Raw genomic sequence first — 16285 nt, 5'->3', positions numbered from 1 at the left:
CGTCGGCCCGGACCACGTCGCGGTGGCCCGCCTCGTTGACAGTATAGACATCGGATGTTTACACTCCAAGGGATCTGCGCGGACTCCCCTGCCGTGCCTGAGAGGAACCCGTGAGCCGCATCGTCGCCCTCGACACCACCGACGTCCGCTTCCCCACCTCGCTCAGCCTGGACGGGTCGGATGCCATGAACCCCGACCCCGACTACTCGGCGGCGTACGTGATCGTGCGCACCGACGCCGCGGACGGCATCGACGGCCACGCGTTCGTCTTCACGATCGGCCGCGGCAACGACGTGCAGGTGGCCGCGATCGATGCGCTCGCCGGACACCTCGTCGGACGCGAGATCGAGCCGCTGCTCGACGACATGGGCGGCACGTTCCGCGACATCATCGGCGACTCGCAGCTGCGCTGGCTCGGCCCCGAGAAGGGCGTCATGCACATGGCCATCGGCGCGGTCATCAATGCGCTGTGGGACATCAAGGCCAAGCGGGCGGGGCTGCCGCTGTGGCAGCTGCTCGCCCGGATGACCCCGGAGGAGCTCGTCGGCCTCGTCGACTTCCGCTATCTCACCAACGCGCTCACGCCGGCCGAGGCGCTCGAGATCCTCCGAGCCGCAGAGCCCGGCCGTGCCGAGCGGGAGCAGGAACTGCTCGCCACCGGCTACCCCGGTTACACCACCAGCCCCGGCTGGCTCGGCTACTCCGACGAGAAGCTCGAACGGCTCGCCCGCGAGGCGATGGCCGACGGGTTCACGCAGATCAAGCTCAAGGTCGGCGCCGACCTCGACGACGACATCCGCCGGTTCCGCAAGGCACGTGAGGTGTGCGGACCGGATTTCCCCATCGCGATCGACGCGAACCAGCGCTGGGAGGTATCCGAGGCGATCGAATGGGTGAACGCCCTCGCCGAGTTCCACCCCGCCTGGATCGAGGAGCCCACGAGTCCCGACGACGTGCTCGGCCACGCCGAGATCGCTCGCGGCGTCGCACCCATCCGCGTGGCGACGGGTGAGCACGCGCAGAATCGCGTGATCTTCAAGCAGCTGCTGCAGGCCGAGGCCATCTCGGTCATGCAGATCGATGCGGTGCGGGTCGCGGGCGTCAACGAGAACATCGCCAACCTGCTGCTGGCCGCGAAGTTCGGGGTGCCGGTCTGTCCGCACGCCGGTGGAGTCGGTCTGTGCGAGGCCGTGCAGCACCTGTCGATGTTCGACTTCGTCGCCGTCACCGGCACGCGCGAGGGACGCATGATCGAGTTCGTCGATCACCTGCATGAGCATTTCGTCGTGCCCACCGACATCCAGGGCGGCTCCTACATGGCGCCGACCGCGCCGGGAGCCGGCATGGAGATGAAGGCCGGCAGCATCGAGGCCTACACCTGGACGGGCGAGCATGTCACGGTCTGATCGGCTGACCGTTCCCGCGCTCGGCTACGGGGCCGCGAACGTCGGCAACCTGTTCCGCGAGCTCAGCGATGATGAGGCCCTGGCCGTGCTGAACGCGGCGTGGGACAGCGGCATCCGCTACTTCGACACCGCGCCGCACTACGGGCTCGGCCTCTCTGAGCGGCGCCTCGGCGCCTTCCTGCAGACCAAGCCGCGCGACGAGTACGTGCTGTCGACCAAGGTCGGGCGCCTGCTGCGGCCCAACCCCGAGTACGCCGGTGGACTCGACACGGCCAACGACTTCCACGTCCCCGACGACCTGCAGCGGGTGTGGGATTTCTCGACCGACGGCATTCGCACGAGCCTCGACGAGTCGCGCGAACGGCTGGGCATCGAGCGCATCGACCTCGTCTACCTGCACGACCCGGAGCGGCACGACCTCGACCTCGCGGTCGCCGAGGCGCTCCCCGCGCTGGAGCAGCTGCGGGCAGACGGAGCGGTGGCGGCGATCGGGATCGGCTCGATGGTGTCGGATGCCCTCGCCACGGCGGTCCGCGCGGCCGACCTCGACCTCGTGATGGTCGCCGGGCGCTACACGCTGCTCGAGCAGCCGGCCGCGGCGGACGTGCTTCCGGCGTGCCGGGAGCACGGAACCGGCATCGTCGCGGCATCCGTCTTCAACTCCGGCCTGCTCGCGTCCAGCGAGCCGCGGCGCGACGGCCGGTACGAGTACGGACAGGCGCCCGACGAGCTCTGGGATCGGGTCGTGCGCATCGCGGCCGTCTGCGCGAACCACGATGTGCCGCTGCCCGCCGCGGCCGTGCAGTTCCCGCTGCGGGCCGATGTCGTGCGCTCGGTCGTCGTCGGCGGGAGCCGACCGGAGCAACTGCGGCAGAACGCGCAGTTCGCTGCGGTCGACGTCCCCCAGGCGCTCTGGGAGGAGCTCGCGGCGGAGGGACTGATACCCGGCTGATCGCTGACAGGCCGGTCAGGCCACGGCGGTGCCCCGACGGCGGTCGACGGTGGCGGCGATCGCGAGGATGACGATCACGCCGTAGAGGATCGGCTGGTACGCGGAGTCGATGCCGACGAGGTCGAGGCCGACGCGCAGCAGGGCGATCACCAGGGCGCCCATGACCATGCGGCCGACGCCGCCGACTCCGCCGGAGATCGAGCAGCCGCCCACGATGACCGCGGCGATGCTCGGCAGCAGCAGGGAGTCCGACGTGGTCGCCCCCGCGGACTGCAGCTGGGCGACCTGCAGCATCGCGGCGAGACCGGAGAGGGCCCCAGAGACGGCGAACACGATCACGACGATCCGGGTGGTCGGGATGCCGCTGAACGCCGCGGCGCGCTCGTTCAGGCCTATCGCGCGCACGCGCCGGCCGAACGAGGTGAAGGTCATGAAGACCATCAGGATCCCCGCGACCGCGAGGACGAAGAGGAAGCTGATCGGCACCCCGAAGAGCCTCAGCGACAGCCACTCCACGTTCTCGTAGCCCGACTGCACGAAGACGGAGTCCGCGCCGCTGATCCACAGCGACAGCCCCGTGAAGATGCCGAGGAAGCCGAGGGTCACGATGAACGACGGCACCTGGGTGAACACGTGCAGGACGCCGACGATCACGCCGCAGGCCGCGGCGGCGACGAGCACCGCCGGCACGGCCATACCGCCGAGCAGGGGGAGCGCTTTGGCGAGCGCGACACCGGCGAGACTCGCGAGCGCGGCGTGCGCGAGCGTGATGCGCCCGGTCAGCACGACGAGACCCTGCGCCAGGGCGAGCATGATCAGCGGTGCCGACTGCTCGAGCAGCGACATCAGGCTCGGGATGCGGAAGAACGACGTGTCGTAGACCCCGACGACGATCGCCAGCAGCACGAAGAGCACGGCGGGTGCGTAACCCGACTCGTGCAGCCGCCGCCACCGGGAGCGGCGGGGGGCTGTCGTCTCGATCGACGGGACCTTTTCGGACGCGGGTGCGGTCGCACTCATCGTCACACCATCCTTTCGAGGACGTCGGCACGCTCGGGGCGGGCGCCGGGTGCGGAGGGGAACTCCCCGGTGATCCGGCCGTCGCGCATGGTGAGGATACGGTGGCTCATCGCTATGCCCTCCTCGAGGCTGTCCGCGATGAGCAGGACCGAGAGCCCTCGCGCCGCGAGCTCTCGGATGAGCCGGTACACGTCGGCCTTGGCGCCGACGTCGAGGCCGCGGGTCGGAGTATCGAGGATCAGCAGACGCAGATCCGGGTCGATCAGCCACTTCGCCAGCACGACTTTCTGCTGGTTGCCGCCGGAGAGATTGCGCATCGGGGTGTCCCGCGCGGGCGTCTTGACGCGTAGGGTCTCGATCCAGCCGTCCACCGCCGATCGTTCGCGCCTCCTGCTCAGGAGCGGTCCGAGGCTGACCTGATCGGGGTGCGCCATGGTGAGGTTCTCGTCGACCCCCATGCCCAGCACCGCGCCGTCCACTTTGCGCTCGGACGGGATGTATCCGATCCCGCGTGTCACCGCACCGGACGGTGTCCCGATGCGCAGCGGCTCGCCGTCGAGGGAGATCGAGCCGGAAGTGATCGGGATGGCGCCGAATAGGGCGCGGCCGAGGTCTTCGCGACCGCTCTCCTGCACGCCCATCACCGCGAGCACCTCGCCGCGCGCGACCGTGAACGACACGTCGTCGAAGGATCGTGCCGACAGGCCGCGCACCTCGAGTCCCGGTGCCGACTGCGGGTCGGTCTGGGCGTCCTCGTGGTAGTAGCCCGCGCTCATGTCGTGCCCCACCATGAGGCCGAAGAGGTCGTCCATCGTGGCCTCCTCGGGAGTGCACTCGCCGACGACCTCGCCGTCGCGCATGACGTACACGCGATCGCAGATCTCCAGCACCTCCTCCATCCGGTGCGACACGAACACGACGCTCGCGCGCTTGCGGAGCTCGCGCACGATGCGGAAGAGCGTCTGGATCTCCTCGTCCTCGAGCACCGACGTCGGCTCGTCGAGCAGGATGATGGGCTGGTGTCGACTGCGCTCGCCGGATGCCAGAGCCTTCGCGACCTCGACCATCTGCCGCTTCGCGAACGAGAGGTGGCTGGTGGGCGTCCTGGTCGACAGCCCGCCGCCGACCAGGTCGAGGTAGCGCTGCGCGCGTTCGTGGAACTCGCCCCAGCGGTAGAGGCCGAAGCGCACACTGGTGCCCTCGTTGCCGAGCAGCACGTTCTCGCCGACGGTGATGTTCTCGAGCAGCGACTGCTCCTGGAACACCATCGCGATGCCGTGGTCGTTGGCGTCGGTCACGCCGCGCAGCGTGACGCTGTCGCCGCGCAGCACGAGCTCGCCGCTGTCGGGCCGCTCGACTCCGGTCAGCACCTTGAGCAGCGTCGACTTGCCTGCACCGTTCTCGCCGATCAGCCCCAGGACCTCGTTGGGCCGGATCTCGAGATCGATGTCCGACAGCGCCCGCACGCCGGGGAAGCTCTTCGAGACCCCGCGAAGCTCGAGGACGGCATCCGTGCTCATTTGATGACTCGCAATCTCTCGCGCGATCGCCACAGTGCGATCGAGGCGGCGACGATGACGACCGCGCCCTGCACGGCCTGCTGCACGTAGGAGCTGACTCCGCCGAGCACCATGGCGTTGGCGATGACGACGATCACGATCACGCCGACCACGGAGTGCAGCACGCCTCCGCGTCCGCCGGTGAGGAAGGTGCCTCCGATGACCACGCCGGCGATGGTGGTGAAGAGGAGATCGCCACCGATGCCGACGTCGCCGACCCCGATGCGGGCGGTCGCGAGCACGGCGGCCAGCCCGGCCGTGGCGCCCGCGACGACGAACGACAGCATGCGATAGCGCGACACGGGGATGCCGGAGAGCCGCGCGATCTCCTCGCTGCCGCCGATCACGTACGCGTAGCGGCCGAAGCGGGTGCGCATCTGCACGAGCAGTCCGACGATGACCGCGGCGAGCGAGATCCAGACCATTCCGGGGAGTCCGACGAGGCTGCCGCCGAGGAGGGCCCGGAAGCCGTCGTCCTCGATACGCGGGGGCTTGCCGCCGAAGAGCAGCAGCCCGATCCCGAGGCCGATCTGCCATGTGCCGATCGTGACGATGAACGACGGCACGCGGAGTCGTGCGACGGAGACGCCGGCGACGAGCCCCAGGGCCGCGCCCACGGCGACGGCGATCGGGGCGGCCCAGATGCCGAGGTCGAGGTCGTTGCGATCGTTGCGCAGCAGTAGTGCGGTGGTGAGCGAGACCGCCGCCATCACTCCGGCCAGCGACAGGTCGATGCCGCCCATCAGGATGACGAAGGTGAGGCCGACCGCGACGACGATCGGCACGGCGCTCTGCTCGGCGATCGCGAGCAGGTTGCCGCCGGAGAGGAACACCGGATTCACGAACGCCATGACGACGCAGATCGCCAGGAGCACGAGGAGTGCAGGCACCGGGATCCGCTCCGAGCGGAGCAGCGGCCAGCGGCCGGCGGGGGACCGCGAGCCGCGGAGGGTGTCGTTCCCTCCGGGGCCCGCGGTACGCGTCGCGGCGCTCACTTGATCGGGTCTCCGACCTCGGACCAGATGTCGGAGAGGTCGAAGTCGTCGATGGCGGCCGGGTCGGGTGCGTCGCCCGCATTCTCCGCCGTGATGATCGGGACGGGCTTGAGGTAGAAGGAGCGGTGGCCTGCCGCCTCCTCCTCCGGGTCGAACTCGCCGGTGGCGGCCGCGAGCCCGATCGCGAGTCCGAAGGCGCCCTGGGCCGCAGCCCTCGACTGGGTCGTCGCGACGTAGCCGCTGCTCGGGTCCTTCACGAGATCGACCGCTTCAGCGAGGCCGTCGACGCCCGTGACCTTGATCTGACCACCCTGGCCCGCGTTCTTGATCGCCTCCAACGCGCCGAGGGCCATGGAGTCGCTCGCGGCCCACACCCCGCCGATCTCGCCGGGGTACTTCGTGAGGAAGGTCTGCGTGATGTCCTGCGCCTTGGTGCGGTCCCACTCGGCCGTCTGGTCCTCGAGCAGCGTGATGCCCGGGTACTCCTCGAGAGCCTGCTGCAGGCCTGCGAAGCGCTCCTTGGCCGGCGGGTTGTCGAGGATGCCCTGCAGGGCCACCACCGATCCTTCGCCGCCCATCGACTCGAACAGGGCCTTCGCTGTCTCGTACCCCTCCGGCACGCCGTCGATCGACATGTGCGCGACCCAGTGTGCGGAGTCGCCCGACTCGGGCGAGGTGCCGTCGGGGCGGTTCCACTGCGTCACGAGCCAGGCGCCGGACTTCTCGGCCTCCTTCACGATGGCGGGGACCAGGCTCGACTCGTTGGCGTCGATGTTGAGGACCACGCATTCCCCGCCCTTGGCGAGGATCGACTTGATCTGGCCGAGCTGCTTCGAGGAGTCGCCGTCGCTCGCGATCCACTGGTAGTTGTCCGCAAGCCCCTTGGACTCGGCGAAGGCCTTGGCGGCCGCGTCGACCGACACGTAGTACTCGTTCTCGAGCCCGCGGCCGGACTGCACGAGCGTGACGTCTTCGGGGGCGCATTCGCCGGAGGCCGTGCCCCCGGATCCCGAGCTGATCGCGCCGCTGCATCCGCTCATGCCGAGCATGACCGCGACGGCGCCTGCGGCGATGGCCGCTGCACGAGTGCGTGAGTTCATCTTCGAATCTCCTTCTGGAACTGATGGCCCGCTCGTCGGTCCGGAGGGGAGCGATCTGAGAAAGCGCTTACAGATGCTACGGGTGTGCTGCTGGTTGCGCTACGGGCCGGAGTCGGGAACGTCTTCGTCCACTGTGTAAGCGCTTTCTGGAAATGTACACACCCCGTCGGGCTCGCGCAAGAGCGAGATCGGGATCCGTCAGGCCGTGGCGGCGGGGCCCGTGGAATCGCGGACGACGAGGGTCGCGGCGAGCAGGGGGGGGAGATCCGGCTCGACGCCCGCCAGCCGTGCTCGGAGGATCTCCCAGGCCTTGGCTCCCAGCTCGGCGCGCGGGCTCACCGCCGTGGTCAGCGGGGGCAGGGTGTGCTGGGCGAACACGATGTCGTCGAAACCCGTGACCGACATGTCGTCCGGAACGCGGATGCCGCGCTCGCGCAGGCGCCCGAGCACGCCGCACGCCACCAGGTCGTTGAACGCGATGATCGCCGTCGGAGCACTCTCGAGCGCGGCATCCGTCGCGGCGTAGCCGCCCTCGATCGACGATGTCGCGGCGGGCAGCATGGTGGCTTCGAGGCCGAGTATGCGCGCCTGCCGGATAGCGCGCCACCGTTCGCGGTTCTGCCAGGCGCTCTCCGAACCGGCGATGTACACGACGCGTCGGTGGCCGAGGGCGGCGAGCGAGCCGCACAGATCGAGCATCGCAGTGAAGTTGTCGACGGCGACCATGGGGAGGTCGATTCCGGGCTCCACCCGGTTGACGAGCACGATCGGCGTCGGCTGCCGAGACAGCGCACGGAGGCCGGCCGTATCGATGCGCGACGAAAGGATCAGCAGTCCGTCGACCTGCGAGAGGCGCTCCTGGGCGATGCTCAGCTCGACCTCGGCGTCGTCGCCGGAGTCGGAGATCACCATCCGGTATCCGTCGCGGCTGGCACCCACGTTCGCGGCCTTGATGACGTCATGGAAGTACGGGTTGCCGAGGTCGGGGACGATCACGCCGATGCTGCGGTGGTTGCCGCTCGCGAGATCCCTGGCGGCGCCGAAGGGGCGGTACCCGAGGCGGGTCGCGACGTCCTTCACCTTGTCCGCCAGCTCCGGCGACACCCGCTGGTCGCCGTTGAGCACCCGCGACACGGTGGCGATGGACACGCCGGCGGCATCGGCGACGTGCTGGATCGTCACGCGACCTGTCGAGTTCTTCACGAAAGGGACTCCGTCCTGTCACCCCGCCCCCACCCCCGTCAGCAGGGGACCGGACGCGCACCGGGGAGCGTGCTGCATGCTGAGGACCAGAGTAAGCGGTTTCTGGTCTTCTTTGTCCACCCTTGCCGGCGAGCGATTGCGATGCTACCTTTCGAGTAAGCGCTTTCTCGAAGGAGTTCCTATGACAGTGACCCGCGCGACCACGGCGGACGTGCGCCGCTACGGCGCCTACATCGACGGCACGATGACCCGACCGGGCGAGAACGTGTTCCGACGCGAGAATCCCGGAACCGGCGATCTCGTCGCCGAGTTCGACCGCGGAGACGAGGCGACAGCGGCAGCTGCGACCGCCAGCGCCCGACGCCTCTTCGACGAGGGGTCCTGGTCGACGACGAGCGGCCAGCATCGCGCCCGCATCCTGCTTCGACTGGCCCAGCTCATGCGGCGCGACAGCGAGAAGCTCGCCCGCATCGAGGCGGATGAGACGGGAAAGCCGATCCGGCTGGCCCGCGGCGACGTGCAGGGCAGCATTGGGCTCACCGAGTACGCCGCCGCACTCGCACTCACGACGAGCGGAGAGGTGCACACCAACCTCGGCGACGGTTTCCTCGGCCTCGTCACCCGCGAGCCGTGCGGAGTCGTCGCCATGGTCACACCCTGGAACTTCCCGCTGCTGCTGCTCATGCAGAAGCTGCCCTTCGCGCTCGCCGCCGGGTGCACCGCGGTCTGCAAGCCCTCGGAGCTGACGGCCGGCACCACGCTCGAGATCGCCCGGCTCCTCACCGAGGCCGGGCTGCCCGACGGCGCCTTCAACGTCGTCACCGGCGCCGGCAGCGTGGTGGGAGACCACCTCGCGCGGTCCGCGGACGTCGACTTCCTCTCGTTCACCGGGAGCACGGCCGTCGGTCGCTCGATCGTCGAGGCGTCGGCCGGCACGCTGAAGCGTCTCTCGATGGAGCTCGGCGGCAAGGCCGCGAGCATCGTCTTCCCGGACGCCGACCTCGACAAGGCGGCCGACGGCGTGCTGTTCGGCGTGACCTTCAATCAGGGCGAATGCTGCGTCTCCGGCGCGCGCCTGCTCGTGCACGAGGACATCGCCGACGAGTTCGTGCGGAGGGTCGCCGAGAAGGCGGCGTCGTTGACGGTGGGACCGTCGACCGACGAGTCCGCCGACCTCGGCGCCATGATCCACGAAGACCATCTGAACCAGGTCCTCGGCTTCGTCGACGACGCGCGAGCGGCGGGCGCCGAGGTCGTCACGGGCGGTGAGCGGCTCACGGGCGGGGCCCTCGCCGACGGTTACTTCGTGCCGCCGACGATCGTCGATCGGGTCGCCCCGGGGTCGGCGCTGTTCTGCGATGAGGTCTTCGGGCCGGTGCTCGCGGTGACCCGGTTCTCGTCGATCGACGAGGCGATCGAGCTCGCGAACGCCGTGCAGTACGGTCTCGCGAACTCCGTGTGGTCGACCGACATCGACACGGCCCTCACCGTCAGCCGACGACTGCAGAGCGGCACGGTGTGGGTCAACACTACGATCGACGGAGCACCGCAGCTCCCCGGCGGCGGGGTGAAGCAGAGCGGCTACGGCCGTGAGATGGGCAAGGTCGGCTTCGAGGAGTTCACCGAGGTGAAGACCATCCAGATCCGCACGTCCGTCTGAACGGGCGCACCCGAGCCCGAACCCGCGAACGACGAAGGCCCGCTCCGAGGAGCGGGCCTTCGTCGTTCGCGCCCTCGGGTCAGCGGGCGTCCTCCCGGATCATGTCGACGGCCTTCTCGGCGATCATGACCGTCGGCGCCTGCGTGTTCGAGCTCACGATGCGGGGCATGATCGACGAGTCGACGACGCGCAGCCCGGAGAGCCCGTGCACGTCGAGCCGCGGCGACACGACCGACTCGTCGGAGACGCCCATCGCGCACGTGCCCACCGGGTGATACGACGTGCGACCGTACTGACGCACGTAGCGCACGTAGTCGTCCTGCGTGGAGATCTTCTCCCCGCCGGCCAGGTGCTCCTTCTTCACGAGCGCGGCCATCGACGGCTGAGCCATGATCTCGCGGCTCTGCCGCAGCCCCTCGACGCCCAGCTCGAGGTCGTAGTCGTCGGCCAGGTAGTTCGGATCGATGCGCGGGGCGCGCTGCGGATCGGCATCCGCGATCGTCACCGTGCCTCGACTGCGCGGACGTAGGAAGTACGAGTTGAGCGTCGCCCCGTAACCCGGCCGCACGGCCGCGATGCCCGCCTCGACACCGGCGGCCGGCAGGAAGTGGAACTGCAGGTCGGGCGTCTTCTCGTCCTTGTTGCCGTACGTGAAAGCTCCGGCCTCGACTACGGTCGACGCCAGCGGACCCGAGCGGAAAGCCATGTACTCGACGCCCGCGAGAACGGTCGCCGGCTTCGGGCTGCCGAGCCGGTCGAGGCTCTGATACGCGTTGAGCTCGTAGATGATGTCGAGGTCGCAGTGGTCCTGCAGGTTCTTCCCGACGCCGGGAAGGGCATGCACGACGTCGACGCCGGCGGCCTTGAGGTCGGCGGGGTCGCCGATTCCAGACAGCTGCAGGATCTGGGGAGACCCGTACGCGCCGGCGGCGACGATGACCTCGCGGGTGGCGCGGTAGCTGTGGGCGGTGCCTCGCTCGATGGTCTCGACGCCGGTGGCTCGGCCGCCCTCGATCACGACGCGCGACACGGTGGCGTGCACGCGCACGTCGAGGTTGGGACGGCGCCTGGCCGGCTTCACGTAGGCCACGGCGGCGCTGCAGCGGCGACCGTTCAGTGTCGTGGTCTGGTAGAAGCCGACGCCCCACTGGTCGGCGCCGTTGAAGTCGGAGTTGTAGGGGAGTCCGTACTCCTGGCCGGCATGCACGAACGCGCGCGACAGCGGATGCGGATCCGCGAGGTCGGACACCCCGAGTGGCCCGGCGGTGCCGTGCAGCGGTGCCGAGAGGCGCGCGTTGCGCTCGGATCGGATGAAGTACGGCTGCACCTCTTCCGCCGACCATCCCTCGCAGCCGTGCACGGTCGCCCAGTCGTCGTAGTCCTGCGCAACACCGCGGGTGAAGACCTGGGCGTTGATGGACCCGCCTCCGCCCAGCACACGGCCCTGGGGTAGCGGGATCCGGCGGTCGTTGCCGTGCCGCTGCGGTTCGCTCACGAACCCCCACTGGAACGGCCCGGCGGTGAGCTTGGCGAATCCGGCGGGAACGTGGATGAACGGATGCCGGTCGCTCCGACCGGCTTCCAGCAGCAGGACTCGCACGCTCGGGTCCTCGCTCAGGCGCCCGGCCAGCACGCAGCCTGCCGTGCCTCCTCCGGCGATGACGTAGTCGTAGGTGTTCTCGTGTGACATCTCTCTCCTTGCTTTCTGCATCGTTGCCCGAAAGCGCTTGCTAGCGCGGTCGTGTTCGCCGGTCGGATCAGATCCCCTGCGCGCGGAAGTACGCGGACGCCCGCGCGGCCGCCGCGTCGGGATCGGCGAAGAGGCCGATCCCGTTCGCTGCGGCGAACAGCTCCGCGAGGTGCAGGATACTCCGGCCGGATTCGAGACCAGCGACCATACGGAAGTGGCTCTGCGCGCCGTCGAGGTAGCTCAGCCACACGACACCGACCTTGTAGTAGCGGGTGGGCGCCTCGAAGACGAGGCGGCTCAGCGGCACCGTCGGATCCAGGATCGAGCGGAATCCCTGCTTGTCGCCGTCGTCGAGTCGGGCGAGCGCCGCGGACGCGAACCGCGGCACGGCGGCGAAGGCGCCGAGAAGGGCATCGCTGTGGCCGTGGTCGTCGCCGGCGACGAGTTCCGAGTAGTTGAAGTCATCTCCCGTGAACAGCCGCACGCCTGACGGCAGACGGCGTCGGAACGAGATCTCGTGGTCGCGGTCGAGCAGCGACAGCTTGATCCCCGCGACCTTCGTCGCGTGCGCGCCGATGAGGGCGAGCACGGTGTCGGATGCCGTGGCGACGTCGTTCGTGCCCCAGTACCCGGAGAGTGCCGGGTCGAACATCTCGCCGAGCCAATGCAGGACGATGGGGCGACCGGCCGCGGTCAGCACGCGGTCGTACACCGCGAGGTAGTCGTCGGCGCTGCGCGCGGCGCGGGCGAGGTGCCTGCTCGCCATCATCACGACCGACCCGCCGGCGGCCTCGATGTCCTCGAGCTGCGCGATGTACGCGTCCGCGATCTCGGGCAGCGTGTGAGGGCCGTCGTCGAGCTGGTCCGTCGCGATGCCGACGACGACCGACCCGCGTCGTCCGGCGGCCTCGCGCAGCGTGCGTCGTGCCAGGTCGAGTGCGGTCGCAGCGTCGAGACCCATCCCGCGCTGCGCGGTGTCCATGCTCTCCGCGATGCCGAGCCCCAGATCCCAGAGGGAGTGCCGCAGGGCCATCGTCGCCTCCCAGTCCACGACGGTCGGGCCTCCGGCTGCAGCGCGCATCGGATCGGCGACGACGTGACCCGCCGCGTACGCGATCCGCGAGGTCGACGGAGTGCTCGAGGTGCGCAGCGGCGCGGGAGGATTGAGCTCGACGACTCGAAGTCCGTCGGCGGAGGGCAGCCGGAAGACGGTCGAGCTCATCGGGTCACCGCCTCGGCCGAGCGGGTCGCCTGCGCGAAGCCGCGGACGGTGCGATCGACGATCGTGTCCAGATCGAGCGCCCAGATATCGTCGTTGAAGATCTCGACCTCGGTGGGACCGGAGAACCCGGCAGCCCGCACGGCCCCGTTGAGCGGAGCGAAGTCGATCTCGCCGTCGCCGGGGAACAGGCGGCCGTTCATGTTCTCGGGCTCGGGGAGGGGGAGAGCGAAGTCGCTGATCTGATAGCCGGCGATCCGCTCGCCCGCCGCGGCGGCGCTCTCGGCGAAGCGGGGATCCCAGAAGGTCGCGTACGCGTCGATGAGGATTCCGATTGCCGTGACCGGGAGATCGCGGATCATGTCGAGTGCCTGGGCGATCGACGTGACGACGCTGCGACTGGTCACGAACAGCGGGTGCAGCGGCTCGAGCGCGAGGCGGACGCCGGCGTCCTCCGCGAACGGGACCAGGGTCTCCAGCGCGTCGCGCACCCGCTGCCCGGCGCGTACGATGTCGCGATCGCCGGACGGCAGGCCGCCCGCGATGAACGTCAGCATCGGCGCGCCGACCTCGTGCGAGAGCTCGAGTCCGCGCTTCACGCCGTCGAGCGCGCCACGCAGCTCGGCGCCGTCCTTGTCGGCGACGAAGCCGACGCGGCACACGGAGCTGACGCCGAGACCGTGATCCGACAGGATGCGGCGGGTCTCGGCGAGGCCGGTCTGCTCGACCGGCTCGACCCAGAGACCCAGGTGACGGATGCCGGCGCGCTCGGCGGCGGCGGCGGTCTCGGCGAGACCGTAGGGGCGGGTCGTCGCCTGGTTGAGGCTGAGTTCCATCGGATGGCTCCTCTTCTCTGATCTGCTCTGATCGCTCAGACGATGACGGTGGCGGGCAGGTGGGCGAGCGCGCGTGACGTCGAGTGCTCCGCGAGGCGAACCGGCCGCCCGGTGCGCGCGGACTCGTACACGGCCTCGACGATCCGGAGCGAGGCGAGCGCCTCTTCCCCGGTCACGGCGGGGGAGCCGCCCGTGCGCACGGCGGTCACGAAGTCGGCCACCTGCTGGCGGTGCATGGGCATCAGGCGTGCGTTGACCTCCTCGACGGGGATGTCGCCCGAGAGGCCGTGCTCGAAGAGCGAGCCGGCGCGCTCCTCGCCCTGCACCGCCCACAGGTCGTTCACGGCATCCGTCCCCTCCGGGTACTCGGTGAGCGAGACGGTCGCGCCCGTGGTTCCCGTGACGGTGATGGCCGTGCCGAGGTTCGGGCTGGCCGCCACGGTCGCCGACAGGGTGGCGATCGCACCGGAGGCGAACGTGATGAGGGCCGCAGCGGTGTCCTCCACCTCGATCGCGTCGCCATAGACGAAGGTGCCCGCTTTGGCGCTCACCTCGACCGGCTCGCCCATGAACCACTGCAGCAGGTCGATGTAGTGGATCGCCTGGGTCATCAGCACGCCGCCGCCGTCCGCGGCCCACGTGCCCCGCCAGGCCGCGGCGTCATAGTAGTCACGACCTCGGTGCAGCAGCACGCGGCAGTGCCCGAGCATCGGCGTGCCGAGGCGGCCCTCGTCGATCGCCGCGCGAATTTTCCTCGCCCCTTCCCAGAACCGCTTCTGGAAGACGATGCCCAGCGTGACGTCGTTCGCATGCGCGGCCTCGACCATGCGGGCGGCGGCAGCGGAGTCCGCGGCGATCGGTTTCTCGCAGAGGATGTGGATGCCGCAGGCGGCCGCCTCGCGCACGACGGCCTCGTGGGTCGGATGCGGTGTGCAGACGCTCAGGGCATCGACGCCGAGTGCGGCCAGCTCGGCGACCGACGAGACGGCGTGCGGGATCCCCCGCGCATCGGCGAAGACGCGCGCGCGCTCGGGGTCGATGTCGCAGACCGCCACGACCTCGACGTTCGGGAGTGCCGCGTACGCCTGGAAGTGGTTGTCGGAGATGTTGCCGCAGCCGACGATGCCGATGCGGAGGGTGGCGCTCACGCGCGTGCTCCCGCCGTGACGCCGGCCAGCGCCGCGTCCGCGGCGCGTCGGCCGAAGACGAATCCGAACACGATGCCGCCGATGTAACGCAGATCCTGGGCGCCCCCGGCATCCGCTCCGACGGCGAAGAGCCCGTCGATCGGCTGGCCGTCTCTGTCGAGCGCGCGGCTGTCGCCGTCGACCCGGATCCCGCCGAACGGGATCGTGATGCAGGGTTGGATCTCGACCGCGCGGAAGGGGCCGGTGCGGAGAGGGCTGGGCCGCTCGGGGAGCGGGGCGTCGAGGGCCACGCCCTCGCCCGAGGCGGCGCGGCGGTAGCCGTCGAGCGTGTCGGCGAGCCCGGCGCGGTCGACACCCCATCCGGCGACGACCTCGACGAGCTCCTCGAGGGTCTCGGTCTCGGCCGTGCGGGCGCCCGCCGCCGTCGCCTCGGCGTGCCGGTCGAGCGCCATGCCGCTCGGATAGGGCACCGCCAAGGCGCGGTTCTGCTGCACCTCGTCGTCCCAGATGAGCACGCCGCGCCGCCCCGGCTGTCGGACGAGGAACTGGTTGGAGACCTCGTCGCCGAGGGACTCGTCGGTGAACCGACGGCCCAGCCGGTTGACGATCACGCCGTACGCCGAGAAGTAGAGGGTGAGACGCAGGAACACTTGGGGAGATACGGCGAGAGGGCTCGGCAGTGTGTGCCCGTAGAACCCGGAGAGGTGCCGGCTCGCCCCCGCACCCGCGGAGGCAGCGAGACGGAAGCCGTCGCCGACCGAGTTGGGGTTGCTGCGCACCGCGATGTCGTCGGCGCCGTTGCCGATGAACTGCTGAGTGAGCTGAGGGTCGCCCTGGAAGCCGCCGGTCGCGAGCACGACGGCCCGCGCGGTCGCCCGCTGCCTCGCTCCTCCGTGGGAGTACGTCACTCCCGTGACCCGGCGGTCGTCGCGTTCCAGTTCGACGTCGCGGACATGCGTCACCACTTCGCCTCCGCTGTCGACGACCTTCGCCGACCACGCGGCGAACAGGCCAGGGATGTCGATCTTGCACGCTCTGCCCCACTCGAGGTGGTCGAGCCATTCGTCGCTGACAGCGACCCCTGCGGCGCGCACATCGGCGACCGCCTGCTCGTACCCCTGCACCACGAGCGGCCCGAGCACGGGGTCGGCATCGGGCTGGATGCGGTCGAGCACCTCGATGCTCGGCGCCGTCCACAGGATGCCCGCCGACAGTGCGGCGGAGCCCCCGACGGCCGAGCCCTTCTCGAGGAGCAGTACTCGCGCACCGAGGTCGGCGGCGCGGTTGGCGGTCGCGAGACCGGAGGCGCCGGCTCCGATCACGATGAGGTCGAAAGGCTTCTCTTGAACTGACACGTGCTTCTCCTTCGAGGCGGTCATGCAGGTAAACGTTTGCCGTTGCGATCGAGCACACTGATATGCTTATGGATAACGTTTGCCACATGCTAGGACGGTCACTGTGCCGTTGTCAAACAGCACGCGGCGGCCTCGACGGTAA

At 69.8% G+C, this 16285-nt stretch carries 13 protein-coding genes; 3 read left to right on the top strand and 10 right to left on the bottom strand.

Annotated features, from left to right (window positions below):
- Nucleotides 1–110: 110 nt before the first annotated feature.
- Nucleotides 111–1406, top strand: a complete 1296-nt coding sequence (locus M3195_RS13880) for an L-fuconate dehydratase (RefSeq protein WP_251588456.1) — start codon at nt 111–113, stop codon at nt 1404–1406.
- On the top strand, nt 1393–2358 hold the full coding sequence (locus tag M3195_RS13875) for an aldo/keto reductase (protein ID WP_251588454.1): 966 nt from the start codon (nt 1393–1395) through the stop codon (nt 2356–2358). The genes M3195_RS13880 and M3195_RS13875 overlap by 14 nt, the downstream gene beginning before the upstream one ends.
- 15 nt (nt 2359–2373) lie before the next feature.
- Here the strand turns inward: M3195_RS13875 and M3195_RS13870 are convergent, their stop codons facing one another.
- From M3195_RS13870 to M3195_RS13850, 5 genes are all read right to left on the bottom strand, one after another.
- On the bottom strand, nt 2374–3378 hold the full coding sequence (locus M3195_RS13870) for an ABC transporter permease (protein WP_251588452.1): 1005 nt from the start codon (nt 3376–3378) through the stop codon (nt 2374–2376).
- A gap of 2 nt (nt 3379–3380) precedes the next feature.
- Nucleotides 3381–4898, bottom strand: a complete 1518-nt coding sequence (locus tag M3195_RS13865; protein WP_251588451.1) for a sugar ABC transporter ATP-binding protein — start codon at nt 4896–4898, stop codon at nt 3381–3383.
- Nucleotides 4895–5827 (bottom strand): ABC transporter permease, encoded by a 933-nt coding sequence (locus M3195_RS13860; protein ID WP_251588450.1) that lies wholly within the window; start codon nt 5825–5827, stop codon nt 4895–4897. The genes M3195_RS13865 and M3195_RS13860 overlap by 4 nt, the downstream gene beginning before the upstream one ends.
- Nucleotides 5828–5928: 101 nt before the next feature.
- Complete coding sequence (locus M3195_RS13855) at nt 5929–7032, bottom strand: sugar ABC transporter substrate-binding protein (protein ID WP_251588449.1); 1104 nt, start codon at nt 7030–7032, stop codon at nt 5929–5931.
- Nucleotides 7033–7230: 198 nt separating this feature from the next.
- On the bottom strand, nt 7231–8214 hold the full coding sequence (locus M3195_RS13850; RefSeq protein ID WP_251588448.1) for a LacI family DNA-binding transcriptional regulator: 984 nt from the start codon (nt 8212–8214) through the stop codon (nt 7231–7233).
- A gap of 202 nt (nt 8215–8416) precedes the next feature.
- Between M3195_RS13850 and M3195_RS13845 the strand changes: the two genes are divergently transcribed.
- On the top strand, nt 8417–9895 hold the full coding sequence (locus tag M3195_RS13845) for an aldehyde dehydrogenase family protein (RefSeq protein ID WP_251588447.1): 1479 nt from the start codon (nt 8417–8419) through the stop codon (nt 9893–9895).
- 79 nt (nt 9896–9974) lie between these two features.
- On the opposite strand, the gene M3195_RS13840 is transcribed toward M3195_RS13845, so the two are convergent.
- The 5 genes from M3195_RS13840 to M3195_RS13820 form a co-directional block, all read right to left on the bottom strand.
- The gene (locus M3195_RS13840) at nt 9975–11585 is read right to left on the bottom strand and encodes a GMC family oxidoreductase (RefSeq protein ID WP_251588446.1); all 1611 of its coding nucleotides are present in this window, start codon (nt 11583–11585) and stop codon (nt 9975–9977) included.
- Between the two features lie 67 nt (nt 11586–11652).
- Nucleotides 11653–12807, bottom strand: coding sequence for a dihydrodipicolinate synthase family protein (locus tag M3195_RS13835; RefSeq protein WP_251588444.1), 1155 nt, complete (start codon nt 12805–12807; stop codon nt 11653–11655).
- The gene (locus M3195_RS13830) at nt 12804–13640 is read right to left on the bottom strand and encodes a sugar phosphate isomerase/epimerase family protein (protein ID WP_251588442.1); all 837 of its coding nucleotides are present in this window, start codon (nt 13638–13640) and stop codon (nt 12804–12806) included. Before M3195_RS13830 ends, M3195_RS13835 begins: the two co-directional genes overlap by 4 nt.
- Nucleotides 13641–13675: 35 nt before the next feature.
- Nucleotides 13676–14788 (bottom strand): Gfo/Idh/MocA family protein, encoded by a 1113-nt coding sequence (locus tag M3195_RS13825; protein WP_251588440.1) that lies wholly within the window; start codon nt 14786–14788, stop codon nt 13676–13678.
- Nucleotides 14785–16143 (bottom strand): FAD-dependent oxidoreductase, encoded by a 1359-nt coding sequence (locus tag M3195_RS13820; protein WP_251588438.1) that lies wholly within the window; start codon nt 16141–16143, stop codon nt 14785–14787. The genes M3195_RS13825 and M3195_RS13820 overlap by 4 nt, the downstream gene beginning before the upstream one ends.
- Nucleotides 16144–16285 lie beyond the last annotated feature (142 nt).

It is taken from the genome of Microbacterium hydrocarbonoxydans (assembly GCF_023715885.1).
Taxonomy (GTDB): domain Bacteria; phylum Actinomycetota; class Actinomycetes; order Actinomycetales; family Microbacteriaceae; genus Microbacterium; species Microbacterium hydrocarbonoxydans_C.
This window is presented reverse-complemented; position numbering and strand designations above follow the sequence as displayed.

Bases quoted from the DNA above. Each gene is read 5' to 3' on its own strand.
- M3195_RS13835 (WP_251588444.1), bottom strand. From the start codon at position 12,807: ATGAGCTCGACCGTCTTCCGGCTGCCCTCCGCCGACGGACTTCGAGTC.
- M3195_RS13845 (WP_251588447.1), top strand. From the start codon at position 8,417: ATGACAGTGACCCGCGCGACCACGGCGGACGTGCGCCGCTACGGCGCC.
- M3195_RS13840 (WP_251588446.1), bottom strand. From the start codon at position 11,585: ATGTCACACGAGAACACCTACGACTACGTCATCGCCGGAGGAGGCACG.
- M3195_RS13855 (WP_251588449.1), bottom strand. From the start codon at position 7,032: ATGAACTCACGCACTCGTGCAGCGGCCATCGCCGCAGGCGCCGTCGCG.
- M3195_RS13870 (WP_251588452.1), bottom strand. From the start codon at position 3,378: ATGAGTGCGACCGCACCCGCGTCCGAAAAGGTCCCGTCGATCGAGACG.
- M3195_RS13875 (WP_251588454.1), top strand. From the start codon at position 1,393: ATGTCACGGTCTGATCGGCTGACCGTTCCCGCGCTCGGCTACGGGGCC.
- M3195_RS13865 (WP_251588451.1), bottom strand. From the start codon at position 4,898: ATGAGCACGGATGCCGTCCTCGAGCTTCGCGGGGTCTCGAAGAGCTTC.
- M3195_RS13830 (WP_251588442.1), bottom strand. From the start codon at position 13,640: ATGGAACTCAGCCTCAACCAGGCGACGACCCGCCCCTACGGTCTCGCC.